At 71.9% G+C, this 24,745-nt stretch carries 20 protein-coding genes; 9 read left to right on the top strand and 11 right to left on the bottom strand.

The features are described from left to right. Positions 1-232: 232 nt before the first annotated feature. Together BGO37_RS00755 and BGO37_RS00750 are read left to right on the top strand one after the other, a co-directional pair. Positions 233-2,671, top strand: coding sequence for an alpha/beta hydrolase-fold protein (locus BGO37_RS00755; protein WP_291751155.1), 2,439 nt, complete (start codon positions 233-235; stop codon positions 2,669-2,671). 199 nt (positions 2,672-2,870) lie between these two features. Continuing rightward, the gene (locus BGO37_RS00750) at positions 2,871-3,935 is read left to right on the top strand and encodes a LacI family DNA-binding transcriptional regulator (protein ID WP_291751152.1); all 1,065 of its coding nucleotides are present in this window, start codon (positions 2,871-2,873) and stop codon (positions 3,933-3,935) included. A gap of 135 nt (positions 3,936-4,070) precedes the next feature. On the opposite strand, the gene BGO37_RS00745 is transcribed toward BGO37_RS00750, so the two are convergent. The 5 genes from BGO37_RS00745 to BGO37_RS00725 form a co-directional block, all read right to left on the bottom strand. Continuing rightward, entirely contained in the window at positions 4,071-4,691 is a 621-nt protein-coding gene (locus BGO37_RS00745) for a superoxide dismutase (RefSeq protein ID WP_291751150.1), read from the bottom strand. Positions 4,692-4,856: 165 nt separating this feature from the next. Next, the gene (locus BGO37_RS00740) at positions 4,857-6,554 is read right to left on the bottom strand and encodes a cytochrome bc complex cytochrome b subunit (protein WP_291751148.1); all 1,698 of its coding nucleotides are present in this window, start codon (positions 6,552-6,554) and stop codon (positions 4,857-4,859) included. Beyond that, complete coding sequence (locus tag BGO37_RS00735) at positions 6,551-7,495, bottom strand: ubiquinol-cytochrome c reductase iron-sulfur subunit (RefSeq protein ID WP_291751258.1); 945 nt, start codon at positions 7,493-7,495, stop codon at positions 6,551-6,553. Before BGO37_RS00735 ends, BGO37_RS00740 begins: the two co-directional genes overlap by 4 nt. 83 nt (positions 7,496-7,578) lie before the next feature. After that, positions 7,579-8,364, bottom strand: coding sequence for a c-type cytochrome (locus BGO37_RS00730; protein WP_291751146.1), 786 nt, complete (start codon positions 8,362-8,364; stop codon positions 7,579-7,581). 26 nt (positions 8,365-8,390) lie between these two features. Beyond that, positions 8,391-9,038 (bottom strand): heme-copper oxidase subunit III, encoded by a 648-nt coding sequence (locus BGO37_RS00725; RefSeq protein ID WP_291751145.1) that lies wholly within the window; start codon positions 9,036-9,038, stop codon positions 8,391-8,393. Between the two features lie 173 nt (positions 9,039-9,211). On the opposite strand from BGO37_RS00725, the gene BGO37_RS00720 reads away from it, so the two are divergent. Continuing rightward, positions 9,212-9,628, top strand: coding sequence for a hypothetical protein (locus BGO37_RS00720; protein ID WP_291751142.1), 417 nt, complete (start codon positions 9,212-9,214; stop codon positions 9,626-9,628). After that, positions 9,625-10,659 carry an anthranilate phosphoribosyltransferase gene (gene trpD / locus BGO37_RS00715; RefSeq protein WP_291751140.1) on the top strand — a complete coding sequence of 345 codons (1,035 nt, stop codon included), beginning with the start codon at positions 9,625-9,627 and terminating at the stop codon, positions 10,657-10,659. The genes BGO37_RS00720 and trpD overlap by 4 nt, the downstream gene beginning before the upstream one ends. 6 nt (positions 10,660-10,665) lie before the next feature. Here the strand turns inward: trpD and BGO37_RS00710 are convergent, their stop codons facing one another. Both BGO37_RS00710 and BGO37_RS00705 read right to left on the bottom strand, forming a co-directional pair. Next, positions 10,666-10,947: an Lrp/AsnC ligand binding domain-containing protein gene (locus BGO37_RS00710; protein ID WP_291751139.1), complete on the bottom strand. Its 282-nt coding sequence runs from the start codon at positions 10,945-10,947 to the stop codon at positions 10,666-10,668. Positions 10,948-10,954: 7 nt separating this feature from the next. Beyond that, complete coding sequence (locus tag BGO37_RS00705) at positions 10,955-12,784, bottom strand: DEDD exonuclease domain-containing protein (protein ID WP_291751137.1); 1,830 nt, start codon at positions 12,782-12,784, stop codon at positions 10,955-10,957. Positions 12,785-12,847: 63 nt separating this feature from the next. Here BGO37_RS00705 and BGO37_RS00700 point away from each other — a divergent pair, with 63 nt between their 5' ends. Further along, positions 12,848-14,260 (top strand): NYN domain-containing protein, encoded by a 1,413-nt coding sequence (locus tag BGO37_RS00700; protein ID WP_291751136.1) that lies wholly within the window; start codon positions 12,848-12,850, stop codon positions 14,258-14,260. A 90-nt stretch (positions 14,261-14,350) separates the two neighbouring features. Here BGO37_RS00700 and BGO37_RS00695 read toward each other — a convergent pair whose 3' ends face one another. Next, a complete protein-coding gene (locus BGO37_RS00695; RefSeq protein ID WP_291751134.1) occupies positions 14,351-16,153 on the bottom strand; it encodes a long-chain fatty acid--CoA ligase in 1,803 nt (600 codons plus the stop codon). Between the two features lie 192 nt (positions 16,154-16,345). Between BGO37_RS00695 and BGO37_RS00690 the strand changes: the two genes are divergently transcribed. Beyond that, positions 16,346-17,290 carry an ROK family glucokinase gene (locus tag BGO37_RS00690; protein WP_291751131.1) on the top strand — a complete coding sequence of 315 codons (945 nt, stop codon included), beginning with the start codon at positions 16,346-16,348 and terminating at the stop codon, positions 17,288-17,290. Between the two features lie 40 nt (positions 17,291-17,330). On the opposite strand, the gene BGO37_RS00685 is transcribed toward BGO37_RS00690, so the two are convergent. Continuing rightward, complete coding sequence (locus BGO37_RS00685) at positions 17,331-17,795, bottom strand: hypothetical protein (protein ID WP_291751129.1); 465 nt, start codon at positions 17,793-17,795, stop codon at positions 17,331-17,333. Between the two features lie 68 nt (positions 17,796-17,863). Between BGO37_RS00685 and BGO37_RS00680 the strand changes: the two genes are divergently transcribed. The 3 genes from BGO37_RS00680 (at position 17,864) to BGO37_RS00670 (ending at position 21,378) form a co-directional block, all read left to right on the top strand. Beyond that, positions 17,864-18,700 (top strand): 1-acyl-sn-glycerol-3-phosphate acyltransferase, encoded by an 837-nt coding sequence (locus tag BGO37_RS00680; protein ID WP_291751127.1) that lies wholly within the window; start codon positions 17,864-17,866, stop codon positions 18,698-18,700. 105 nt (positions 18,701-18,805) lie between these two features. Continuing rightward, the gene (locus tag BGO37_RS00675) at positions 18,806-20,026 is read left to right on the top strand and encodes a pyrophosphate--fructose-6-phosphate 1-phosphotransferase (RefSeq protein ID WP_291751125.1); all 1,221 of its coding nucleotides are present in this window, start codon (positions 18,806-18,808) and stop codon (positions 20,024-20,026) included. After that, positions 20,023-21,378, top strand: a complete 1,356-nt coding sequence (locus BGO37_RS00670; protein ID WP_291751123.1) for a class II 3-deoxy-7-phosphoheptulonate synthase — start codon at positions 20,023-20,025, stop codon at positions 21,376-21,378. Before BGO37_RS00675 ends, BGO37_RS00670 begins: the two co-directional genes overlap by 4 nt. Positions 21,379-21,429: 51 nt before the next feature. Here BGO37_RS00670 and pknB read toward each other — a convergent pair whose 3' ends face one another. Further along, positions 21,430-23,457, bottom strand: coding sequence for a Stk1 family PASTA domain-containing Ser/Thr kinase (gene pknB, locus BGO37_RS00665; RefSeq protein ID WP_291751121.1), 2,028 nt, complete (start codon positions 23,455-23,457; stop codon positions 21,430-21,432). A 64-nt stretch (positions 23,458-23,521) separates the two neighbouring features. Then, the gene (locus tag BGO37_RS00660) at positions 23,522-24,715 is read right to left on the bottom strand and encodes a LysM peptidoglycan-binding domain-containing protein (RefSeq protein WP_291751119.1); all 1,194 of its coding nucleotides are present in this window, start codon (positions 24,713-24,715) and stop codon (positions 23,522-23,524) included. Positions 24,716-24,745 lie beyond the last annotated feature (30 nt).

The following is a 24,745-nucleotide window of genomic DNA, read 5'->3' as shown; positions in this document are numbered from 1 at the left end:
CGGGAGACACCTCACCTCGGCGGCGCCGGACATCGGGTTCGGCACGCATCACGTGGCCGACGCCCATCCGTCGCCGCTGGCACGGTGCATACACGGCAGTGCAACCCGCTCACAACGCGGGGAGTCCATCCACGAGAGGCATCCAATGTTGCATGCTCCACATCAGAGTCACCCACGAGTGAGGTGGGTCGCCGCTGCGCTCGGTCTCGCCGTCGTCTCATCCGGACTGGTGGTGTCCGCGTCGCCCGCGTCGGCCTCGCCGGACGGCTGGGAGTCCCAGAGCGGCATCTACCACTACTTCACGGTCCCCAAGTCGATCGTCCCGTCGCAGACCTGCGGAAACTCGACCGGCGCCGGGGCAGAGCTCGAGGGCAACATCGGGCCGTCCGGGACGTGGGCCGCGGTCGGACTCGACGCGAGCGGCCAGAACTGCATGGCCGACATCGGTCCGATGAAGCCTGGGCTCTACTACTACCAGTACGTGGCGCCCATGGCGGATCGCTCCAAGCAGGTCTTCCGCAACCCGGCGAGCGGGGTCGACGTGACGTCGCACCCGAACTGGAACACACTCTTCGTGCCGGGTCCCGAGGTCGCGTGGATGGACGACGTGGCGGCGGGCGGCGGGACGATGTCCGACCTCGCCTACCAGTCCGGCGCCTCGGGTTCTCACTCGGTGATGGTGTGGACGCCGCCGTCGTACGACCCGAACCGGGCCAAGCCGTATCCCGTGCTGTACCTGCTCGACGATGCGGGCCAGTCGTACCGCGAGTGGCAGGAGCTCGGCCGGGCGAAGCAGATCCTTGACAACCTCTCGGCCAGTGGTGACCTCGCCTCGATGCTGGTCGTGATGGCCGACCCCGGTGCCACGGACTACCGCGCCGAGGTCCTGAACCGCATCGTTCCCGCGGTCGAGGGCGCCTACAACGTCATCGGCACCGGCGACGGGCGCGCCGTCGCGGGCATCGGTCGGGGCGCCTCCCAGGCCCTGGGCTTCGCGCTCTCCGACCCGGGCGCCTTCGGCGCCATCGGGTCGATGTCCGGGTATCTGCCGAGCGACGTCGCCATCACGGCGCCGTTGGCGAAGGCCGTCAACAAGGGCACGGACCTGATCCGGTTCTATGTCGGCAACACCCTCGACCCGAGCTACAACGCCACCCGGGACGCCATGCTCGCTCTGACGTCGGCGGGCGTGAAGTTCCAGTTTGACGGTGTGGACCCGAAGACCGGCGCGGTCTGGGACACCTGGCGCGAGAACCTGCGCGACTTCGCCTCGCGCGTCTTCCAGCCGGGGTCGAGCCACGACGGGTTCAGCGCAGGTCATCGCGCGCTGACCGAGCCCTACACGCCGCCCGCCACGGGGAGCATCACCACCCCCGACATCGATGCCAACGGCATGGTCACCTTCGAGACCGGAACCCAGTGGGCCAACGCGAAGGATGTCGTGCTGTGGGGCGACTGGGCCCCCAACGGCCAGTGGTTCCGGATCCCGCTGACCAAGGTGGGTGACCGGTGGCGGACGACGATCGGCCCGATCGACGGTTACTACTACTGGCGCTACGAGGTCAACGGGACCGCGTACCACGATCCGCAGGACACGCAGAACACCAACAACGTGGAGAGCCAGCTGTTCGTGCCCGGCGGCGTGCGGACGCCGCTCCTCGCCGATGTTCCGGCCAACGAGTCCGGTGCCGTCGCGACGCTGCAGTACGCCAGCGCCTACCCCGGCAACCCGACCATGAGCCTCAAGGTCTGGACCCCTCCGGACTACGACCCCAACCGGGCCGAGAAGTACCCGGTCCTGTACCTCTATCACGGGATGGGTCAGAACTTCGCGTCCTGGACCGAGGTCGGGCGCGCCGCGCAGATCCTCGACAACCTCTACGCCCGAGGCGAGATCGCGCCGATGGTGGTCGTCATGCCCGGCTACCCCGGCATCTCGGACTTCTGGAACGATCTGTCCAGCAAGGTCATCCCGTTCGCCCAGTCGACGTTCAACATCTCGCACGACCCGTCCGAGATGGCGCTCGCTGGACTGTCGTGGGGCGCGCGCGGGACGCAGGGCGCCCTGGTCAACCACCCCGGCACCTTCTCCGCGTACGGCATCTTCTCCCCGCCCTTCGCCTCCGGCTCCCTCAATGACACGTCCGGACCAGTGGCGAAGGCGGGCACGACGATCGTCGACTTCTTCGCCGGCGATCTCGACAGCGGTGCCGTGAACGCCATCGCAGGAATGGAGACGAACCTCGGCAAGTACGGCATTCCCACCGTCAAGACGATCGTGCCCGGACCCCATGGGTTCGACGTGTGGTGGCAGGGCTTGTCGGACTTCCTGCCGCGGATCTTCGAGCATGGGCTGACGATCCGGCAGGGCGGCGCGGACTTCGGGCAGGTGCCCGAGGGTTACGCCCCGCTCGACCCGAAGAAGCTGACGGTGACCAACACCGAGAGCGAGACGACGGGCGTGCTGTCGGTCAGTCTCAGCGGCCCTGACGCGGACAAGTTCAGCGTCTCCACCGACACCCTGGCCAGCATCCGGGCGGGCAAGAAGGCCGATATCCGGGTGACGGCGGCGGCGGGGCTGCCGGCGGGGATCTATCAGGCCACCGTCGTCGTCGCAGGCGACGCTCAGCGGGTCACGTGCTCGGTGAGGCTCGAGGTCACGCCGGCGTAACGGTCATATCTCGACAACGGCGTGGGGGCTGCTCACCGCGGCCCCCACGCTGCCGCACCGGTTGACGCGCTCTCGGAGAGCGGGCCAGGGAACTGCGCCGTGCCCTCTAGGATGACACCCGCACCAGGCACCAGGTATCGACACAATTGGCGTACGAAATGGTGTGAAACGAGGTCGGATCGAGGCGAGGGAGGGCGTTGTGGCCCGAAAGGTCAGCGGGTCCGCGACCATTCGGGATGTCGCCCTGCGCGCCGGCGTGTCGGTCAAGACCGTCTCGAATGTCCTCAACGGGTACCGCTACCTGCGCCCGGAGACCAAGGAGCGGGTGGACGATGCCATCCGCGAGCTCGACTACCACGTGAACGTCTCGGCCCGGAATCTCGGTCGTGGCCGGACCGGCGCCATCGCACTGGTCCTGCCTGCGCTTCGGGGTGTGTATTTCGCTGAGCTCGCCGACGCAGTGATGCGTGAAGCGTCCAAGCTGGATCTCACCGTGTTCATCGAGCAGACGAACGACGAGCGAGAACGGGAGCTGCGCGTCCTCGACGGGAGCTACAGGTCACGGTTCGACGGGGTCCTGTACTCGCCCCTGGCCCTGGGCCAGGACGACGCTGCTCTCTTCGACGTGGACTTCCCGTTGGTGTTGCTGGGCGAGCGGGTGTTCGACGCCGGTGTCGACCACGTGACGATGAGCAACGTCGACGGCGCGCGAGCAGCGACCGAGCATGTCTTGGACCTGGGCGCGAGAACGGTTGTCCCGCTCGGCCTGAAGGACGACTCGTCCGCGAGCAGCGGCACCTTGCGGTTCAGGGGATTCCATGCTGCGTTGCAGGCGCGGGGGCTGGAGGTGGACAGTCGGGCGGTCATCGGTGTGCCGGACTACTTCCACGCCACGGGTGCGAGAACGATGACCCGGATCCTCGCAAGTGGAGTGAAGCCGGACGCCGTGGTGGCGTTTACCGACACCCTCGCCCTCGGCGCACTGGCGGCGCTGCAGGATCACGGCCTGCGGGTTCCGGACGATGTTCTTCTCATCGGCTTCGACAACATCGAGGAGTCGAGCTATTCGCGGCCCCCGCTCAGCACGATCGATCCCGGGCGGGAGACCATCGCCCAGCAGGCCGTCGCACTGCTTGCAGAGCGGATTCGGCTCCAGCTCGATGGAGTGCCACGCGAGGAACGGCCGGCGGCCCGGAAGGTGGTCGTCGACTTTCGCCTGATTCGGCGAGAGTCGACCGCGGGTCTCAGAGGTGCCGGCAGTTGACGGTGACCGGCACAGCCGTTGCGACTCGCTCCTGGTGACGCACCGCGCACCAGCTGACGTGCACAGCTCAAGGTCCGGGCAGGCAAGGCCGAGGCCCCGCCCGCCCGGACGTCTCGGGACGGTGGTGCCGCCAGGTCAGGCGGGCAGGATGAGGCTGGTGGCGCGGGCACGGGCGAACCGCGCGGCGGCGTCCTGCCAGTTCACGATGTTCCACCACGCCTTGACGTAGTCGGCCTTGACGTTGAGGTAGTCCAGGTAGAACGCGTGCTCCCACATGTCGAGCACGGTGATCGGCACCACGCCGAGGGGGACGTTCGACTGCTGGTCGTACAGCTGGAACACGACGAGCTTCGAGCCCAGCGTGTCCCACGCGAGGATCGACCAGCCGGACCCCTGGATGCCGGTGGCGTTGGCGGCGAAGTGCGCCTGGAACTTCTCGAACGAGCCGAAGAACTCGTCGATCGCCGCGCCGAGCTCGCCGTCCGGACGCTCGCCGCCCTCGGGGGACAGGTTCTGCCAGAACACCGAGTGGTTCGCGTGGCCGCCCAGGTTGAAGGCCAGGTTCTTCTCGTGGAGGTTGACGGCCGCCAGGTCACCCTTGTCCCGGGCGTCGGCGAGCTTCTCCAGCGCCGTGTTCGCGCCCGTGACGTACGCCGCGTGGTGCTTGTCGTGGTGCAGCTCCATGATCCGGCCGGAGATGTGCGGCTCGAGCGCCGCGTAGTCGTAGGGCAGGTCCGGAAGGGTGTAGTCAGCCATCAGTGCCTCTCCTGCAGTCCGGTCACGGCGTTCTGCCATGACGAGGTCTCGTGCGGGGCGTCGCCGGCCGCGGTTCTCCGCCGGCGGGCCACTGTCAGTGGTACCACGCGTCGGCGCGGCACGCCCATCGGTGCAACCGCGGCTCGCCGCGGATGATTCCGCACGTCAGGAGTGCGAAATGCGCTCCGGTCCGGTGCCCGCGCCGATCTGCTCACGAGCCCCGTCCCCGTGCCCGGCGGTCACCGCGAGGTGCTCCTGGGCGGCCGCGTACTCGGCCGGCGTCACCGGCTCGACGCGGGTCTCGAAGAACAGCCGGGACACCCGCTGGCGGCGCAGGTCGGACTTGTAGCCCTTCCGTCGCACGCCGCGCGAGTCCTCGCCCGGTGCGATCTGCACGGGCCGGATCGGCTCGTGCTGCACGCGGATCCACCGCTCGTCCTCGTCGAGCGGCGTGTGCACCTCGACGTACTCGCCGGAGGCGAACCGCACGATCCGGCCCGACTCGTGGCCGTGGAGCACGAGCTCCCGGTCCTTGCGCTGCAGCGCCAGGCACACCCGGCGGGTCACGGCGAACACGATCGGCGGCACGAGGAAGAAGGCGAACCGCAGCGTCCACGTGATGTCGTTGAGCGACAGGTGGAAATGGGTGGCCAGGAGGTCGTTCGACCCGCCGAGGACGAGCACGAAGAAGGCCGAGAGGATCGAGATCCCGAAGGCGGTGCGGAACGGCGCGTTGCGCGGCCGGTCCAGCAGGTGGTGCTCGCGCTTGTCGCCCGTCGCGTACGCCTCGAGGAACGGGTAGACCGCCAGCGGCCCGAGGAGCAGCAGCGGGATCACCAGCCCGGGGATCAGCACGTTGAGCGGCACCGTGAAGTTGCCGAGCACCACCTCGAGCTGGCCGGGTGTCAGGCGCAGCGACCCCTCGAGGAAGAGCATGTACCAGTCGGGCTGGGCGCCGGCCGAGACCGGCGCCGGGTCGTACGGGCCGTAGTTCCACACGGGGTTGATCTGCATCGCGGCGCCCATGAGGGCGATGACGCCGAAGACGATGAAGAAGAACCCGCCGGCCTTGGCCGTGTACACGGGGAACAGCGGGTAGCCGACGACGTTGTTGTTCGTCCGCCCGGAGCCCGGGAACTGCGTGTGCTTGTGGAGGAACACGAGGGCCAGGTGCAGCCCGACGAGCGCCAGGATGGCGCCCGGCACCAGCAGCACGTGCACCGTGAACAGCCGGGGGATGAGGGCGGTGCCGGGGAACTCGCCGCCGAACACGAAGTACGACATGTACGTGCCGATGATCGGGATTCCGCGGATGAGGCCGTCGGTGATCCGCAGGCCGTTGCCGGAGAGCACGTCGTCGGGCAGCGAGTAGCCGGAGAACCCGGCGGCCAGGCCCAGGGTGAGCAGGACGAAGCCGATGACCCAGTTGATCTCGCGCGGCTTGCGGAACGCGCCCGTGAAGAACACCCGCATCATGTGGGTGACGATCGCCGCGAGGAAGATCAGCGCCGCCCAGTGGTGCACCTGGCGCATGAGCAGGCCGCCGCGCACCTCGAAGCTCAGCTTGAGGGTGGACGCGAACGCCGCCGACATCGAGGTGCCCTGCAGCGCGGACCACGGCCCGTTGTAGGTCACCTCGTCGGCGCTCGGGACGAAGAACATCGTGAGGAACACGCCGGACAGCAGCAGCGTGATGAACGAGTAGAGCGCGATCTCGCCGAGCATGAACGACCAGTGCTCGGGGAACAGCTTGCGCGCGAGGCCCTTGACCGCGACGCCGATGCCGGTGCGCTGGTCGAGCCAGTCGGCCGTGGCGGCGGCGGCCTTGCCGGTGGGCGTTGCCGGAGGCGTGGTGGTGGTCATCGCAGCCGCTCCCAGAAGCTCGGGCCGACGGGCTGGGTGAAGTCGGACTGGGCGACGAGGTAGCCCTGGTCGTCGACGGTGATCGGCAGCTGCGGCAGCGGCCGCTTCGCCGGCCCGAAGATCACGCGCGCGCCGTCGGCGACGTCGAACGTCGACTGGTGGCACGGGCACAGCAGATGGTGGGTCTGCTGCTCGTACAGCGCGACGGGGCAGCCGACGTGGGTGCAGATCTTCGAGAAGGCGAAGATGCCCTGGTAGGAGGCGCCGGGGATCTGCTCGGACTTGACGACCTGCGGGTCGAGGCGGACGACGAGGACGACGGCCTTCGCCTTCTCCTCCAGCGGGTCGGGTGTCTTGTCGAGTCCGTCGGGGATGACGTGGAACACCGAGCCGATGGTGACGTCCGAGGCCTTGATCGGCCGGCCGGACGGGTCGATCGTCAGGCGCAGGCCCTTCTTCCACATCGTGTGCTTGAGCTTGCCGACGTTCCAGTCGCCGCCGATCTCGCCGATGAGGGGCACGGCGATCGTCAGCGGGAACAGTGCGAGCGAACCGACGACGGCGCTCTTGAGCAGGCCGCGCCGGCTGATCCCGGAGTCCTTGGCGCCCTCGGCGAGGTTGCGGACGGCGGCCTCGCGCACCTCGGGCCGGGAGGCCATCGGGTGGCGCTCCTCGACCTTCTCCTCGTTGTTCATGATCGACTTCGCCCACTGGATCGCCGCGAGGCCGATGCCCAGGAGCGAGGCCGCCAGCCCGAGGCCGAGCCACAGGTTGGAGCGGTGGATCGTCGCGACGTCGCGGCCGGTCGGCAGGGCGAAGTAGGCGACGAGGAAGCCGATGGTGCCGAGGGTCGAGACCCCGAAGAGCGCGAGCACGATCCGCTGCCGGCGCTTGTCGACCTTGGGGTCGACGTCACCGAGGCGAGGCTTGTGCGCCGGCAGGCCCGGGTTCTCGAACCGCTCCGGCGCCCGCCCGTGCCCGTCGGGGAGGTTGCCGGTGGGGCCCTGGTAGTTGTCGACCTGGCTCACGAGGACTTCGCCCCGATCCAGACGGCCGCGCCGATGAGCAGGCCCAGCCCGACGACCCACGCCCACAGGCCCTCGCTGACGGGGCCGAGGGAGCCGAGGTCCAGGCCACCGGGCTGCGTGCCGCCCTGCTGGCTGATGAACGCGATCACGTCACGCTTCTCCTGGGGGGTGATGTTCGCGTCGTTGAACACCGGCATCGACTGCGGCCCAGTGAGCATCGCCTCGTAGAGGTGCGTCGGCGTCGTCTGCCACAGGTTGGGGGCGAACTTGCCCTGCGTCAGCGAGCCGCCGGCGCCGACCGCGTTGTGGCACATGGCGCAGTTGGTGCGGAAGATCGCCATGCCGGTGGCCGGGTCGCCCTTGCTCGGGTCGACCATGTCGGCGGTCGGGATCTCCGGGCCCGGGCCGAGGCCCGCGACGTAGGCGGCGAGCTGGGAGATCTGGTCCGGCGTGAACTGCACGGGCTTGACCTGCGCCTGCGGGCCGCTCATGGTCAGCGGCATCCGGCCGGTGCCGACCTGGAAGTCGACCGCGGCGGCGCCGACGCCGACGAGCGACGGCGCGACGGACGTGCCGACGGCGCCCATGCCGTGGCACGTGGCGCAGTTCGCCTGGAACAGCTTCTCGCCGGCCTGCGCGTCGGCCTGCGTCGTCACCGGGGCGGCGTCCGCCCGGCTCGGCGCCGCCAGCACGGCGTACAGGGCGCCCGTGAGGACCAGCGCCAACGCCAGCAGGACGATCGGCGCCCTCCGGTCGTGCCGCCGGGCCGCGAGTGACTTCACGTGTCGGACCTCGTCTCGCTCGGTCGTCATTTCACCAGGTAGATCATCGAGAACAGCGCGATCCAGACGACGTCGACGAAGTGCCAGTAGTACGACGTCACGACCGCGGTGGTGGCCTCGTGGGCGCCGAACCGCTTGGCGGCGAACGAACGGCCGAGGAGGAAGAGGAAGGCGATGAGCCCGCCGAGCACGTGCAGGCCGTGGAACCCGGTGGCGAGGTAGAACACGGACCCGAACGGGGTCGACGAGATCGTGATGCCCTCGTGGACGAGGCCGGCGTACTCGAAGATCTGGCCGCCGATGAAGAACGCGCCCATGAGGTACGTCAGCGTGATCCACTCGTGCAGGCCCCAGCGGCCCACCTGCCACAGCGCACCGGTGCGCGCGGGCTGGAACCGCTCGGCCGCCCACACGCCCATCTGGCACGTGACCGACGAGAGCACGAGGACCGTCGTGTTGATCGAGCCGAACAGCACGTTGAGGTGGACGGTGTCGCGGGCCCACACCTCGGGGACGGCCGCGCGCGTCGAGAAGTACATCGCGAACAGCCCCGCGAAGAACATCAGCTCGGACGCGAGCCACACGATCGTGCCGACCGACACCGGGTTGGGCCGGCTGACGGTCACGTGGGGCGCTGTCCTGGAGGAGGCCGTGGCGGTCGACACGTTCGCCATTATGGCCGATCAGGGGTGTTGATGGGCCCTAAGACCCATGACATTCGATCGCGATGTGTCAGGTCGTCGCCCGTCGCCCGCGGGCTCGGCGCGGCCACCGCCGGCACGGGCGGACGTGCCAAGATGCGTGCAGTCACAGGCGTGCAGTCGACGAACGACCGAAGAGGGGCGCAGTGGAGAGCGAGCTGATCGAGCCGACCGGGCCGACGATCCTGCTGTACAGCGACGACGTGGACGCGCGCGCGCAGGTGCGCCTCGCCATCGGGCGCCGGCTCGAGCGGGGTGCACCGGACATCACCTGGCTCGAGGCGGCGACCGCCGACGAGGTCATCCAGCGCGTCCAGGCCGGGGGCCCGGACCTGCTGATCCTCGACGGCGAGGCCGACAAGGTCGGCGGCATGGGCCTCTCGCGCCAGCTCAAGGAGGAGACGTACGACTGCCCGCCGATCCTCGTGCTCCTGGGCCGGCCGCAGGACGCCTGGCTGGCGTCGTGGTCGGACGCGGACGCCGCCGTGAGCCGGCCCCTGGACCCGATCGCGGTGCGCGAGGCCGTCGTCGGCCTGCTCGCCGGGAGCGCCACGTCGCGATGACCACCTGGCCGCAGGTCCTCACCCCGCTCATCGCGCGCCAGGACCTGACGCGCGAGCAGGCGGTGTGGGCGATGGGCGAGATCATGCGCGGTGAGGCGCCGCCGTCCTGCCAGGCTGCTTTTCTCGTCGCCCTGCGGGCCAAGGGCGAGACGGTCGAGGAGCTGACCGGACTGGCCGACGAGATGCTGGCCCACGCCGCGCGGTTCACCGTCCCGGTGCGCTCGGTCGACATCGTCGGCACCGGCGGCGACCGGGCGCACACCGTCAACATCTCGACGATGGCCTCCCTCGTCATCGCCGGGGCCGGGCTGACCGTGGTCAAGCACGGCAACCGCGCCGCCTCGTCGTCGTCCGGCTCGGCCGACGTGCTGGAGGCCCTCGGCATCAACCTCGACCTGCCGCCCGAGCGCGTCGCCGCCCTGGCGACGGAGGTCGGCATCACGTTCTGCTTCGCGCGGGTGTTCCACCCGTCGATGCGGTTCGTCGGCCCGGTCCGCGGCGAGATCGGCGTGCCGACGGTGTTCAACTTCCTCGGCCCGCTCACCAACCCGGCGCAGCCCCAGGCCGCCGCCATCGGCGTCGCCGATGCCCGGATCGCCGCGCTCGTCGCCGGCGTGCTGGCGACCCGGCCCGTGTCGGCGCTGGTCTTCCGCGGTGAGCGCGACGGGCTCGACGAGCTCGCACCCACCGGGCCCTCGCGGATCTGGGAGGTCCGCGACGGGGCGGTCACCGAGTCCCTCGTCGACTGGTCCGACCTCGGCTTCGCGCCGATCGAGCTCGCGGACATCCGCGGCGCCGACGCCGTGCACAACGCCTCGGTCGCGCGGCGCGTGCTGGCCGGCGAGGCCGGGCCGGTGCGCCGCACGGTGCTGCTCAACGCCGCAGCCGGGCTGGTGGCCGACGGGACGCGGACCGGCACGGGCACGCTGGCGGAGCGGCTGATCGCCGGTGTCGCGCTGGCCGAGACGGCCATCGACTCCGGCGCCGCGGCGGCCGTCCTCGAGCGCTGGCGCGCCGCGACGACCGCCTGAGGCGGGTCAGTCCTCGAGGCCGATGGAGAACGCGGCCTCGAGGTCGTGCTTCGAGTAGGTCTTGAAGGCGATGTACGTCTGCGTGCGCAGCACGCCCTCGATCTTGCTCAGGTGGTCGGCGATGACGTCGGCGAGCTCCTCGTGCGCCCGCACGCGCACCAACGCGATGAGGTCGACGTCGCCGGTGACCGAGTAGACCTCGCTGACACCGGGGACGTCCGAGATCTTCTGCGCCACCTCCGGGATGCGGGCGGCGTCGCTGTCGATGAGCACGATGGCGGTGAGCATGGCGCCATCATGCCGTGCGGGCGGGGCGCAGGGGCACCACGGGTGCCAGCTCCGCCTCCACCCGGGCGCCCGGCCGCGGCAGCGCCAGGTCGAGGGCGACGGCCGCCACCGGGTTCACGCGCTGCGCCGAGCGCACCGGGCAGCTCCACTCGCCGGCGACGTCGACGACCCGCACGCCCGGCTGCTCCAGCCAGGCCAGGATCAGGTCGGTCTCCTCGGGGTGGGCGGCGCTGGCGGGAGCGACCGGCGCCGGCACGTGCTCGCTCGTCGCGCGCAGCGAGGCGATGACGGGCATCGGGTCGTCGAGCCGGCCCACGCGCGCCGTGCCGGCGAGCCTCCCGTGCCGGACGAGCACCAGCTCCCAGCCGCGGTCGTCGGTCCGGCGCGCCGCCGCGAGCTCGGGGATGCGGGCGATCGGCGCGGTGCGCTGGGCGCGCGTGGCGCCTCGCAGGAAGGCCGACATCCGGTCGCGCACCGCCGCCGCGTCCTCGAACCGTTCCGTGGCGACGAGCGTGCGGATCCGCGTCGCCAGCCGTTCGACGAGCGGGCCGGGGTCCGCCGTCATGGCCGCCCGGACGGCGCCCACGACCGCGTCGTACGCGCCCTGCTCGATGCCCCCGACGCACGGCGCGCCGCACCGGCCGATCTCCCCGAGCACGCACACCGACGCCCCGGCGGCCGGTCGCAGAGGCAGGTGCTTGGTGCACTGCCGGATCGGGAAGGCCTCGTGCAGCGCCTCGACGGCGAGCTGCGCGGCCCCCATGGACGCGAACGGACCGATCCAGGCGGAGCCCGGGTCGTCGCGCACCTCGCGCACCACCGACAGCCGGGGGTACGGCTCGCTGGTCAGGCGCACCCAGGGCATCCGCTCCGGGAAGCGCGAACGGCGGTTGTAGCGGGGGGAGTGCTCGGCGATGAGGCGCAGCTCGCGCACGCGCGCCTCGAGCGGCGTGGCGCACGGCACCGGGTCCACCCGCGTGGCCAGCCGCACCATCTCGACCATGCGGGTCCGCTTCTCGGCCGACGTGAAGTACGAGCGCACGCGGTTGCGCAGCGACGTGGTGGACGTGCCGACGTAGAGCACCTCGTCGCGCGGTCCGCGGAACAGGTAGACGCCGGGGGAGTCCGGCAGGCCGTCGGCCAGGGTGCGCTTGCGCCGGACGTCCGGGGGCACCGGGTCGGACGCCGTCTCGAGGTCCTCGAGGTGGGTGACGCCCAGCGGCCCGAGGCGCGCGAAGATCCCGTGCAGCACGTCCACCGTGGCGCGGGCGTCGTCGAGCGCGCGGTGGCTCGGTGTGGTGGTCGCGCGGAAGAAGGCGGCGAGCGACGAGAGCTTGTAGTTGGGCACCTCGTCGCGCGTGACCGCGCGGCGCGCCAGCTTGACGGTGTCCGCGACGCGGAAGCCGGGCCACCGGTAGCCCATCGAGGCGGCGGCGGCGCGCAGGAAACCGACGTCGAACGGCGCGTTGTGCGCGACGAGCACGGAGCCGGCCGCCCACTCCAGGAAGGCCGGCAGCACCTCCTCGATCGGCGGCGCGCCCATGAGCATCGTCGTGGTGATCCCCGTGAGCACCTGGATGAACGGCGGCACCGGGCCGCCCGGGTCCACCAGCGTGTGGAACTCGCCGAGCACCTCGCCGCCGCGCACCTTGACGGCGCCGATCTCGGTGATCGCGGAGTCGGAGGGGCGCCCGCCGGTGGTCTCGAGGTCGACGACGACGAAGGTGACGTCGCTCAGCGGCAGGCCGACCTCGTCCAGGCTCAGCTGCACCGCCGCCCCGCCGGGGGCCGCCGCCTCGCCGGCCCACACGGGGCGCAGGCGACGGTCGGACGGCATGGCCAGCACGCTAACGAGTGCGACTGACACTCCCGCGCGGGCACGCCGACCTACCCTGGGCCGATGACCGCCGCCGACGAGAGGCCCGCGCCGACCGACGTCCCCGAGGCGCTGCGGGCGGCGCTCGTGCGGTTCGCCGCCGACGTGCTCGCGGCGATGGAGCCCCGCGACGTCCCGGCCGGCCTGCGGGCGGTGCAGCGGTTCGCGCCCCGCCGGCGCGCGGTGGCCGGCGCCGGGCCGCTGTGGACCCAGCTCGGCGAGGACGGCTTCCGGGCGCACGTGGCCCGCGCCTGGTCGCAGGCGCACCCGGAGCTCGCCGAGCGGCTGGCGGCGGCCTCCGGGGAGGCGTCGGACGAGGTGCGCGGGACCGCGGCGCCCGACGAGGTGCCCGACGAGCTGGGCGAGACCGCCGCTCCCGGTGGAGGCGACGGCGATGCGGCGGTCGAGGCGGGCGCGCGCCGCCGCGGCCTGGCGGAGGACGACCCGCTCACCGCCGCGACGGGGGCGTGGCTGCTGCACCTGGGCGTGTGGCCCGAGCTGGCCGCGGGCCTCGTCGCGCCGGGGCCCGTCGCGCCGCCCACGGAACCCGACCGGCGGCACGAGCGGCTGCAGGCCGAGGCGGACCGGCTGCGTGCCGAGCTGGGCGTCGCGCGCGAGCGCGAGCGGGTCGCCCGGGAGGAGCTGGCCGGGCTGCAGCGCGAGCTGCGACGGCTGCGGTCGGACGCCGACCGGGCCCGCGAGGAGGCGCGCCGCGCGGGGCTGGACGCGGCCGCCGTGCACGACGAGGCCACCGCCGCCCTGGCCGCCGCGCGCGAGGAGCGCGACGTGGCGTCGGCGGACCGCGCCGCGGCCGAGCGGGAGCGTGGCGCGCAGCGGGCGGAGGCCAAGGTCGCCCAGCAGCTGGCGGCGACCCGTGCGCGGCTGCTGCTCGACACGATCGTCGACGCCGCCTCGGGGCTGCGCACCGAGCTCGCGCTGCCCCCGGTGCTCGACCACCCGGCCGACCTGGTGGCGGTCGCGGCCAACCAGCCCGGCCCGGTCCACGAAGGGTCGCGCGGCCGGAGCGCCGACGACCCGACGCTGCTCGACGAGCTGCTGCGCCAGCCGTACGCCCACCTCGTCGTCGACGGCTACAACGTGACGAAGACCGCCTGGCCGCGGCTGACGCTCGACGACCAGCGCCGCCGCCTGGTCGACGCGCTCGCGGGGATGGCGGCCCGCACCGGTGCGGAGGTGACGTGCTGCTTCGACGGGCAGCCGGGACAGGGCGCCGTGCCGCAGCCACGCGGCGTGCGGGTGCTCTTCTCGGTGGGGGAGATCGCCGACGACCTCATCCGCCGACTCGTGCGGGCCGAGCCGCCCGGACGGGTCGTGGTCGTCGTCACGGGCGACCAGGCTGTGGCGCGCGACGTGGCTCGTGACGGCGCGCGCGTGCTGCCGTCGACCACCCTCCTGGCGCGCCTGCAGCGCGTCTGACCTGCACACCGAGCGCATCGTTCGTCGTCGAGATCCACGGTTTCGGCGCCTGGAATCGTCGATCTCGGCGACCAACCATGCGCTCGGCGGTCAGTGGGACGAGTAGAGCGCCTCGATCTCGGCGGCGAAGTCCTTGAGGACCTCCTGCCGGCGCACGGACAGCTTCGGCGTGAGGTAGCCGTTGGCGATCGTCAGGTCGGTCGGCAGGATCCGGTACTTGCGGATCGACTCGGCGCGCGAGACGGCCTGGTTCGTCCGCTCCACCGCCCGGTCGAGGGACGCCAGGACGTCCGGGTCCTTCGCCGCCTCCTCGAGCGACATCGCCGGCTTGCTGTGCGCCGTGAGCCAGCCGGGGACGCCCTCGGGGTCGAGCGTGATGAGGGCGCCGATGAACGGCCGCTGGTCGCCGACGACCACGACCTGGCTGACGAGCGGGTGGCCGCGGAGCCGGTCCTCGAGCACCGAGGGAGCCACGTTCTTGCCGCCGGCGGTGACGATGATCTCCTTCTTGCGGCCCGTGATCGTGAGGAACCCGTCCTCGTCGAGCGCCCCGAGGTCGCCGGTGCGGAACCAGCCGTCGTCGAACGCGTCGACGCTCGCCGCGTCGTTGTCCAGGTAGCCGCGGAACACGCCGATGCCGTAGGCCTCGATCTCGCCGTCGTCGGCGATGCGCAGGCCACACCCGGGCAGGGCCGGGCCGACCGTGCCGATCTTGGTGTGCTCGGGCAGGTTGACGCACACGGGTGCCGTGGTCTCGGTGAGGCCGTAGCCCTCCAGCACGCGCAGGCCGACGCCGCGGAAGAAGTGCCCGAGCCGCTCGCCGAGGGGCGCGCCCCCGGAGATCGCCCACTGCACCTGACCCCCGAGCGCCGCCCGGATCTTCCGCAGCACGAGCACGTCGGCCACCAGGTGCTGCAGCCGCAGCCACGGGCTCGGCCCGCGCGGCGTGTCCAAGGCCCGGGAGTAGACGATCGCCGTCTTGGCGGCGCGCTGGAAGATGCCGCGCTTGAAACCGGTCGCCGCGGACTGCTCGGCGGAGTTGTAGATCTTCTCGAACACCCGCGGCACCGACAGCACGAAGGTCGGCCGGAACGACTGCATGTCCGCGACCAGCGTCTTCGTGTCCGGGGCGTGCCCGAGCACCGCGCCGGCGGCGACAGTCAGCACGTGGATGAACCGCGCGAACACGTGCGCCAGCGGCATGAACAGCAGCGTGCGGACGTCGTCGCCGGTGACGACGACCTCGAGCTTGCGGACCGTGTTCACGGCGAGCTCGGCGAAGTTGCCGTGGGTCAGCTCGGCGCCCTTGGGCCGGCCCGTGGTGCCGGAGGTGTAGATGATCGTCGCGAGGTCGTCGAGCGTGGCGAGGTGGCGGCGGCGCTCGACCTCCTCGTCGGGCACCTGCGCGCCGGCCAGGACGAGCGCGTCGATCGCGCCGTCGTCGATCACCAGCACGTCGCGCACGGCGGGCAGCTGGTCGCGGACCTGCGCGACGACCGCGGCGTGGCCGGCGTTCTCGACGACGACGAGCGACGCGGCGGAGTCCGAGAGGATCCAGTGGACCTGCTCCGCGGACGAGGTCTCGTAGACCGGCACGCCGACCGCGCCCACGGCCCACAGCGCCCAGTCGAGCAGCGACCACTCATAGCGCGTGCGGGCCATGATCGCGACCCGGTCCCCGGGGTCGACGCCACTGGCGACGAGGCCCTTGGCGACCGCGACGACGTGCGCGTCGAACTCGCGCGCCGTCATGGGCTGCCAGGCGCCGCCCGGACCGGTCTTGCGTTCGACGAGCACGGCCTCGGGTGTCTGCGCGACCCGCGCGGCCAGCAGGTCGTTGAGGTTGGTCTCCCGGCCGAGCTCGACGGCGAGCGGGGTGACGGACGCGGTCATGGCTGACTCCATCGGCAGGCAACGACGTATGCAGAGGATACGGGACCTTCGGCCTATTCCCTGTACTCAACGTCCCGGGTATGCCCGCGTGTTCCGCTCCATGGGCTCGCCCGAGGGGCGCGGCCGGGCGCTAGCGTAGGGCGGCTGCGCCCGCTCGGGGCGCACGCGCGTGGACGAAGGAGACCGCTGACGATGCTGGCGATCGGCGTGGACATCGGCGGGACGAAGATCGCCGCAGGGGTCGTCGACACCGACGGCTCGATCCTCGCCCAGACCCGTCGGGACACCGACGCCACGGATGCGCACAGCGTCGACCTGGGCGTGGTCGACGTGTGCCGCGAGCTCATGGCCGACCACGAGGTGGGCGCGATCGGCCTGGCGGCGCCGGGCTTCGTCAGCGCCGACCGCGCCACCGTCAGCTTCACGCCCAACCTGCCCTGGCGTGACCACGACCTGCGTGGGGCCGTCGCCACGGCGCTGCGGACGGACGTGCCGATCGTCGTCGAGAACGACGCCAACGCGGCCGGCTGGGCCGAGTTCCAGTTCGGGGTCGCGCGCGACGTCGACGACATGGTCACCCTGACGCTGGGCACCGGCCTGGGCGGCGCGATCGTCTCCGGCGGCATCCTGCTGCGCGGCCGCTGGGGCGTGGCGGCCGAGATCGGCCACATGCGGGTGGTGCCTGACGGGCACTACTGCGGGTGCGGGCAGATGGGCTGCTGGGAGCAGTACGTCTCGGGCAGCGCCCTGGTGCGCGACGCGCAGGCGGTCGCCCAGACGCGTCCCGACCGCGCGGCCCGGATCATCGAGCTTGCCGGCGGCAAGTGGCGCAAGATCTCCGGCCACCACGTGACGTCCGCGGCGGAGGAGGGCGACGAGCTCGCCGTCGAGCTGCTCGCGACCATCGGCCGGTGGGTCGGCGAGGGCGCCGCCTCGGTCGCGGCCCTGCTGGACCCCGAGCTCTTCGTCGTCGGCGGCGGCCTGTCCGCGGCGGGCGAGCTGGTGATGGCCCCGGCGCGGGCGGCGTTCAGCGCCCACCTGTCCGCGGGCGGGCACCATCCCGAGGCGCGGTTCGCGGTCGCCTCGATGGGCAACGACGCCGGCATCGTCGGCGCGGGGGACCTGGCCCGGCGGTAGCGCGATGACTGACGAGCGGGCAACGGCGCCCGCCACCGCGTCAGACCACGGCGCCGGAGTCGGAGTCCTGGTCGCGGCGGTGCGGCATGCGCCAGACGAGCACGGCGACGGCGGCGAGCAGCACCACGCCCGCCACCGGCGCGAGCCAGCCGGGCGGGTCGTGCCACGCGACCAGCAGGACGACGTACAGGACGGGCACGCCGATCGCGACGGCCCAGGTCAGCACCCGCAGCGGGTCGGAGCCCAGGACGGGACCGGGGTCCGGCGGGACGAAGTGCTCCTGCTCGTCGACGGCCTCCTCGGCGGCGTCGATCTGGTCGGTGCCGGCCCAGTCGCGGCCGGACAGCACCCGCTCGTCCGCGCCCCGCACCACGTGACCGGCCGGCGGCGTCGCCTGCGCCGCGGGGAGGTCGACTCCCTCCGGCTCCCCGAGGTCTGCGACGATCTCGGCCCAGCGCGCGTCGAAGTCGCGCGGGTCGGCCTCGTCGTCCGGTCGCTGGACCATGTAGGCACTCTAGAGTCGGTCCGAGCAGTCCGCGTCGCCCGGGCTGGCCGCGGCACGAGGAGGGCTCCTTGTTCTACTGGCTGATGAAGCACATCTTCGTCGGACCCCTGCTCAAGCTCGTGTACCGGCCCTGGGTCCGCGGTGCCGAGAACGTCCCGACGGAGGGCCCCGCCATCCTGGCGAGCAACCACCTCGCGGTGATCGACTCCTTCTTCCTGCCCCTGATGCTCGAGCGCGAGATCGTGTTCATCGGCAAGCAGGAGTACTTCACGGGCAAGGGCATCAAGGGGCGCCTGGTCGCGGGCTTCATGCGCGGCGTCGGCACCATCCCGGTCGACCGCGGCGGCGGCAAGGCGGGCGAGGCCGCGCTGAACACGGGCCTGCGACGCCTGCAGGAGGGCGGGCTCTTCGGCATCTACCCCGAGGGGACGCGCAGCCCGGACGGGCGGATGTACCGCGGCAAGACCGGTGTCGCGCGCCTCGCGCTCGAGTCCGGGGCGCCCGTCATCCCGGTGGTGATGGTCGGCACCAACATCGCGCAGCCGATCGGCCGCAAGATCCCCAAGATCATGCGGATCGGCACCGTCATCGGCGAGCCGCTGGACTTCTCCCGCTTCCAGGGGCTGGAGGACGACCGCTTCATCCTCCGCTCGGTGACCGACGAGATCATGTACGCCCTCCTCAGCCTCTCGGGCCAGGAGTACGTCGACATGTACGCCGCCACGATGAAGGCCCGCATCGCGGCGGGTCTCGCGGAGGCGGGCGAGGAGCTGGGCGCGCACGTGGCCCCCGGCGGGCGCCCGGTCCCCGCCGTCGAGCCGCCGCAGCCGCCCGACGAGGACGAGGACGAGGGTCACGAGGACGGCTCGCCCGCGGTCGACGAGAGCACCGAGCAGCCCTCCTGACGCAGGATGGACGGCCCGGGAGGGCCGCAGGTCGCGTGGCTAGGATGATCGGCGCGCGCTGTCGCGCCCCCACGCGTGTCCTGGTCGATCGAGAGGTGTGCTCACATGTCCGTCCGCCGCGTCGCTCTGCTCACTGCGGGCGGCTTCGCCCCGTGCCTCTCCTCGGCCGTGGGCGGCCTCATCGAGCGGTACACGGAGATCGCGCCGGACGTCGAGATCATCGCCTACCAGCACGGCTACCACGGCCTGCTGCTCGGCGAGAAGGTCGTCGTGTCCGACGAGGTCCGCAAGCACGCCGGCGTGCTCCACCGGTTCGGCGGCTCGCCCATCGGCAACTCCCGCGTCAAGCTGACCAACCGCGCCGACGCGGAGAAGCGCGGCCTCGTCAAGCCCGGTGAGGACCCGCTGGCGGTCGCGGCCGAGCAGCTGAAGGCCGACGGCGTCGACGTGCTGCACACCATCGGCGGCGACGACACCAACACCACCGCGGCCGATCTCGCGGCCTACCTGCACAACAACGGCTACGAGCTGACCGTCGTCGGCCTGCCGAAGACCATCGACAACGACGTGGTGCCGATCCGCCAGTCCCTGGGCGCCTGGACCGCGGCGGAGCAGACCGCGCGCTTCGCCCAGAACGTCATCGGCGAGCACCGCTCCGGCCCGCGCATGCTCATCGTCCACGAGGTCATGGGCCGCAACTGCGGCTGGCTGACCGCCGCGTCCGCCGCCGAGTACCGTCGCTGGCTCGACACCCAGGAGTGGGTGCCGGAGATCGGGCTGTCGCGCGAGCGCTGGGACATCCACGCGGTGCTCGTCCCCGAGCTGCCGATCGACATCGACGGCGAGGCGAAGCGCCTGCGCGCCGTCATGGACCGGATCGGGAACGTCAACATCTTCCTGTCCGAGGGCGCCGGGCTGCCCGAGATCGTCGCGCAGCTGGAGGCGGCGGGCCACGAGGTCCAGCGCGACGCGTTCGGGCACGTGCGCCTCGACACCATCAACCCGGGCCAGTGGTTCGCCAAGCAGTTCGCGAAGAAGCTCGGCGCGGAGAAGGTCATGGTCCAGAAGTCGGGCTACTTCGCCCGTTCCGCGGCCGCGAACGCCGAGGACCTGCGCCTCATCAAGTCCATGACGGACCTCGCGGTCGAGTGCGCGCTGCGCGGCGAGTCCGGCGTGATCGGGCACGACGAGGAGCAGGGCGACCGCCTGCGTGCCATCGAGTTCCCGCGCATCGCCGGCGGCAAGCCGTTCGACACCACGCAGGCCTGGTTCCGCGCCCTGCTGCAGGACATCGGGCAGCCGGTCGCCGAGGGCGCGAACGCATGAGCGTCGAGCCCGGGCCCGGCGTGCTCGAGGGCCTCGACGCGTGGCGGCGGCTGCCGGTGGACCAGCAGCCCGCCTGGCCCGACGAGGACGTGGCGCGCCGGGCGCGGGAGCGGCTGGCCGCACTGCCGCCGCTGGTCTTCGCCGGTGAGGCCGACGAGCTGAAGGCGAAGCTGGCGGCCGCCGGGCGCGGCGAGGCGTTCCTGCTGCAGGGCGGCGACTGCGCGGAGATCTTCGAGGAGGCGACCGCCGACCGGATCCGTCAGAAGGTGATGACGGTCCTGCAGATGGCGCTCATCCTCACCTACGGGGCGAGCCTGCCCGTCATCAAGATGGGTCGGTTGGCCGGGCAGTACGCCAAGCCGCGCTCGTCGGACACCGAGACCCGCGACGGCGTGACGCTGCCGGCGTTCCGGGGCGACATCGTCAACGGCTGGGAGTTCACGCCCGAGGCGCGCACCCCCGACCCGACCCGGCTCCTCGACGCGTACCACACGTCCGCGTCGACGCTGAACCTGGTCCGTGCGTTCACCACCGGCGGCTTCGCGTCGCTGCTCGAGGCGCACCGGTGGAACCGCGGGTTCATGACGAACAACCCGGCGTACTCGCGCTACGAGGAGATCGCCACCGAGATCGACCGCGCGATCCGGTTCATGGTCGCGTGCGGCGCCGACTTCGAGGCCCTGCGCCACGTCGACTTCTACGCGAGCCACGAGGGGCTGCTGCTCGACTACGAGCGGCCCCTGACGCGCATCGACTCCCGCACCGGAACGCCCTACGACTGCTCGGCGCACTTCCTGTGGATCGGGGAGCGCACGCGGCGGCTGGACGGCGCGCACATCGACTTCTTCTCCCGGGTGCGCAACCCGCTGGGCGTGAAGCTGGGGCCCACGGCGACGGGCGACGACGCGGTGGCGCTCATCGACCGGCTCAACCCGGACGGCGAGCCGGGGCGGCTGACGTTCGTCACGCGGATGGGGGCCGGGCAGGTCCGCGACCGGCTGCCCGCCCTCGTCGAGAAGGTGACGGCCGACGGCCGGCCGGTGACGTGGGTGTGCGACCCCATGCACGGCAACGGCATCGTGTCCGCCTCCGGGTACAAGACCCGCCGGTTCTCCGACGTCATGGACGAGGTGGCCGGGTTCTTCGAGGTGCACCGCGAGCTGGGCACCGTCCCCGGCGGCCTGCACATCGAGCTCACCGGCGACGACGTCACCGAGGTCCTGGGCGGCACCGAGGAGATCGACGACGAGGGACTCGCGCGCCGGTACGAGACCCGCGTCGACCCGCGGCTGAACCACCAGCAGTCGCTCGAGATGGCCTTCCAGGTCGTGGAGCTGCTCCGCCGGTCGTGACCGCAGACGATGCCGGCGCAGCCCACGTGCTCTGTTGCCGGCAGGCTGCGTCTACACGACGTAGAGCGTGATGGTCGAGTTCTTCGGGGCGGTCTGGTCCTTGCCTCCAGCTGGCTGCTGGGTGCTGACACGGTTGAGCGGCGCGATGCCATAGGGCTTGACGATCTGTACCTGGAAACCGGCTGCCTGGAGCGTCTGGGTCGCTTTGTCGACCTTCATATCGATGACGTTCGGCACGGGGATCATCTCCGGGCCCTTGCTCACCACGACGTTGACGGTGTCGCCGTGGTGGGCGGCGGCCCCTGAAACGGGGTCCTGGGAGATGATCTGGCCGGCCGCGACGGTGTCGTTGAACTGCTGGTCGGCGACGTTGAGCTTGAGGCTGTCCGTGGCGAGCTGTGCCGTGGCGTCGGGCACGGTCATGCCCACCACCGAGGTGACCTTCGTCGGGACCGGGCCGTTGGACACGACGAGGACGATGTCGGACCCCCGCTTGACCTGCATGCCGGTCGTCGCGGGCTGACCGGTCGACTTCACGGTGGCGCTGATGACCTGGCCGAGGGGTGCGGTGTCGCTGTACTGCTGAGGGCCGTACACCGGGTTGAGCTGCGCGTCCTTGAGGGCGGTGGCGGCCTTGTCCTGAAGCTGGCCGACGACGCCGTCCGGCATCGTCACGAGGTCGACGCCCTTGGACACGCTGTAGGTGACGCCGCTGCCCTTGGGCACGCTCGTGCCGGGGCCGGGGTCGAGCTTGAAGACGGTGCCCTTGGGAGCGGTGTCGGAGAACTCGGGGTCGGCCATGCCGTTCAGGCCCTGCGCCGTGAGGAGGTCCTGCGCCTCCTTCTCGGTCGTCACGCCCATGGTCATGTCGGGCACCTTGGTGTACGAGCCCGGCCCCACGTTGATGTACCACCAGGTCCCGGCGCCGGCAGCGGCCAGGACGACGAGGGCGATCACGGCGGCGAGCGCGCGATGGCGCCGACGGGGCGTCCCGGATTTCGTCCCCGCGGGCGAGAGACCGGCGCCGATCGGGAGGGCGACGGTCGTGCCGTGGAGCCCGTCGAGCCTCGTCGTCGGGTGCTGGTCGCGGTCGAGCGTCCCGTTGGCGGTGCCGACGGCCCCGCCGCTCGCCACGTCGTCGGGCTCGGGGTCGACGTCCAGGTCCGTGGCGGCCGGCAGCACGACGGTCGGCGGGACGTCCGCACGGCGCGCGAGCGTCTCGTCGTCCAGCTCCGAGCGCGTGCGGCGGAGCAGCGTCAACGCGGCGCCGGCGTCGACGGGACGGTCGGCGGGCTCGCGCGCTGCCAGTGCGCCGACGAGCTCGTCGATCTCGCTCGGCAGCCAGTGCACCAGGCTCGACGGTGCCGGGATGTCGGAGTTGACGTGCTGGAACGCCACCTGCAGCGGGGTCTCGCCGGTGAACGGCTGGCGCCCGGTGAGGGTCTCGAAGAGCAGGATGCCGCAGGCGTAGACGTCGGTGCGGGCGTCCGTGACGCCCCGTGCTACGAGCTCGGGGGCGAGGTAGGCCACGGTGCCGAACACCGTGCCGGTCGTCGTCGACGTCACCTCGGTCACGGCGCGGGCCAGCCCGAAGTCGCCGAGCTTGACCCGGCCGTCCCCGTCGATGAGCACGTTCTCGGGCTTGATGTCGCGGTGCACCAGGCCGGCGCGGTGCGCCGCGGCGAGCGCGTCGAGCACCTGCTCGGCCATGCGCAGCGCCCCGCCGACCGTGAGCGCGCCCTGCTCGGCCAGCTCGCGGCGCAGCGTGGTGCCGTCGACGTACTCCATGGTCAGGTAGCTGGTGTCGCCGTCGACGCCCTGGTCGAAGACGCTCACGAGGCCCGGGTGCGCCAGGCGTGCGGCGGTGCGCGCCTCCCGCCGGAACCGGGCGACGAAGTCCGAGCCGGTGGCGCCCTCCGCCAGGTGCGGGTGCATCACCTTGAGCGCGACCTCGCGGTCCAGCCGCCGGTCGATCGCGAGGTAGACGGTCGCCATGCCGCCCCGCGCTATGCGTGACACCACCTCGTAGCGGCCGTCGACGAGACGGCCGACGAGGGGGTCGGTGACGGTGGTTCCCACGGGCGAAGTCTAGGTCGGGCTTCGGCGTGGCACCGGCAGCGGCACGGGACCGGACGTCCGCGACTCAGGCGAAGCGCGTCATCAGCGCACGGACGTTGGCGACGTACTGCCGGGTGTCCGCGTACATGCCGTTCTGCAGCACGGAGGTGGCGCCCTGGTAGTAGCCCGCGATCGCGGTGGGCAGGTCCGGGCTGGTGCGCTGCAGCTGCTTGAGGATGACGACGCCCGCCGTGACGTTGTCGCGCGGGTCGAGCAGGTTGAGCTGGCGCCCGACGAGGTCGCTCGCCCACTGCCCGGACGAGGGGATCACCTGCATCGTGCCGATGGCGTTGGCGGGGGAGACCTGCGACTGGTCGAAGCCCGACTCCTGGTACGCGACGGCCAGGGCGAGCGCCGGGTCGACGCCCATCGCCTTCGCCGTGGTCACCACGAGGCCGCGCATCTGGTCCTTCGTCGGCACGCCGATCGCCAGGAGCGTGGCGCGGTTGGCGTTGGCGGCGGCCACGACGGCCGCCGGGTAGGTCCGGCCGGCGAACGAGTTCCCGACGAGCGGGATGGCGGTCGCCGTGACCGGCACGGACAGCACCTGTCCGATGCGGATGAAGGAGGCGTTCTTCAGCCCGTTGGCCGACTGGATCGCGGCGACCGTCGTCCCGTACCGCGCGGCGATGCCGCTCAGGGTGTCGCCGCGAGCGACCGTGTAGCTCGTCCTCGTCGTGATCGACGTGGGGACCGACGTGGGGACCGACGTGGGCACCGACGTGGGCACCGATGCCGCGGGCGCCGGCGCGGCGACGGCCGCCGGAGCCGCGCCGGGAACGGTCAGCACCTGGCCGATCCGGATCAGCGAGGGGTTCTTGAGGCCGTTGGCCGAGACGAGGGCGGCGACCGTCGTGTGCAGCCTCGCGGCGATGGCGGTCAGCGTGTCGCCCGGGACGACCGTGTAGCTGCTCGTGGTGGGCTGCGCCGGCGTCGCCACCGGCGCGGGGGTCGCGGTCGTGCGGCCGGGGATGGTCAGCACCTGGCCGATGCGGATGTACGAGGGGTTCGCCAACGCGTTCGCGGCGGCGATGCTCGCCACCGAGACGCCGGTGCGGGCCGCGATGTGGCTCACGGTGTCACCGCGCTGGACCGTGTAGTGCGCATCGGCGTGCGCAGGGGCGGCGGCCCCGACGGCGGCTGCCGTCAGGACGAGCGTGGCGCCGGTCCCGGTGGCGACGCGGCGGATCGCCGCCGTCCTGGGGTTGGCGGAGGCCATGACTCTCCTTCGCGTGGCGTGAGTGACACG

Origin of the sequence: Cellulomonas sp. 73-92 (assembly GCF_001898175.1) — a bacterium.
GTDB lineage: Bacteria > Actinomycetota > Actinomycetes > Actinomycetales > Cellulomonadaceae > Cellulomonas.
Note: the sequence above shows the minus strand (reverse complement) of the source record. Positions and strands in the feature narration are given on the sequence as shown.

Excerpts from the sequence above, each read along its gene's own strand:
- BGO37_RS00710 (WP_291751139.1), bottom strand. The coding sequence starts at position 10,947 with ATGCTCACCGCCATCGTGCTCATCGACAGCGACGCCGCCCGCATCCCG.
- BGO37_RS00700 (WP_291751136.1), top strand. The coding sequence starts at position 12,848 with ATGACCGCCGCCGACGAGAGGCCCGCGCCGACCGACGTCCCCGAGGCG.
- BGO37_RS00685 (WP_291751129.1), bottom strand. The coding sequence starts at position 17,795 with ATGGTCCAGCGACCGGACGACGAGGCCGACCCGCGCGACTTCGACGCG.
- BGO37_RS00725 (WP_291751145.1), bottom strand. The coding sequence starts at position 9,038 with ATGGCGAACGTGTCGACCGCCACGGCCTCCTCCAGGACAGCGCCCCAC.
- BGO37_RS00675 (WP_291751125.1), top strand. The coding sequence starts at position 18,806 with ATGTCCGTCCGCCGCGTCGCTCTGCTCACTGCGGGCGGCTTCGCCCCG.
- trpD (WP_291751140.1), top strand. The coding sequence starts at position 9,625 with ATGACCACCTGGCCGCAGGTCCTCACCCCGCTCATCGCGCGCCAGGAC.
- BGO37_RS00690 (WP_291751131.1), top strand. The coding sequence starts at position 16,346 with ATGCTGGCGATCGGCGTGGACATCGGCGGGACGAAGATCGCCGCAGGG.
- BGO37_RS00705 (WP_291751137.1), bottom strand. The coding sequence starts at position 12,784 with ATGCCGTCCGACCGTCGCCTGCGCCCCGTGTGGGCCGGCGAGGCGGCG.
- BGO37_RS00695 (WP_291751134.1), bottom strand. The coding sequence starts at position 16,153 with ATGACCGCGTCCGTCACCCCGCTCGCCGTCGAGCTCGGCCGGGAGACC.
- BGO37_RS00740 (WP_291751148.1), bottom strand. The coding sequence starts at position 6,554 with ATGACCACCACCACGCCTCCGGCAACGCCCACCGGCAAGGCCGCCGCC.
- BGO37_RS00670 (WP_291751123.1), top strand. The coding sequence starts at position 20,023 with ATGAGCGTCGAGCCCGGGCCCGGCGTGCTCGAGGGCCTCGACGCGTGG.
- BGO37_RS00745 (WP_291751150.1), bottom strand. The coding sequence starts at position 4,691 with ATGGCTGACTACACCCTTCCGGACCTGCCCTACGACTACGCGGCGCTC.
- BGO37_RS00660 (WP_291751119.1), bottom strand. The coding sequence starts at position 24,715 with ATGGCCTCCGCCAACCCCAGGACGGCGGCGATCCGCCGCGTCGCCACC.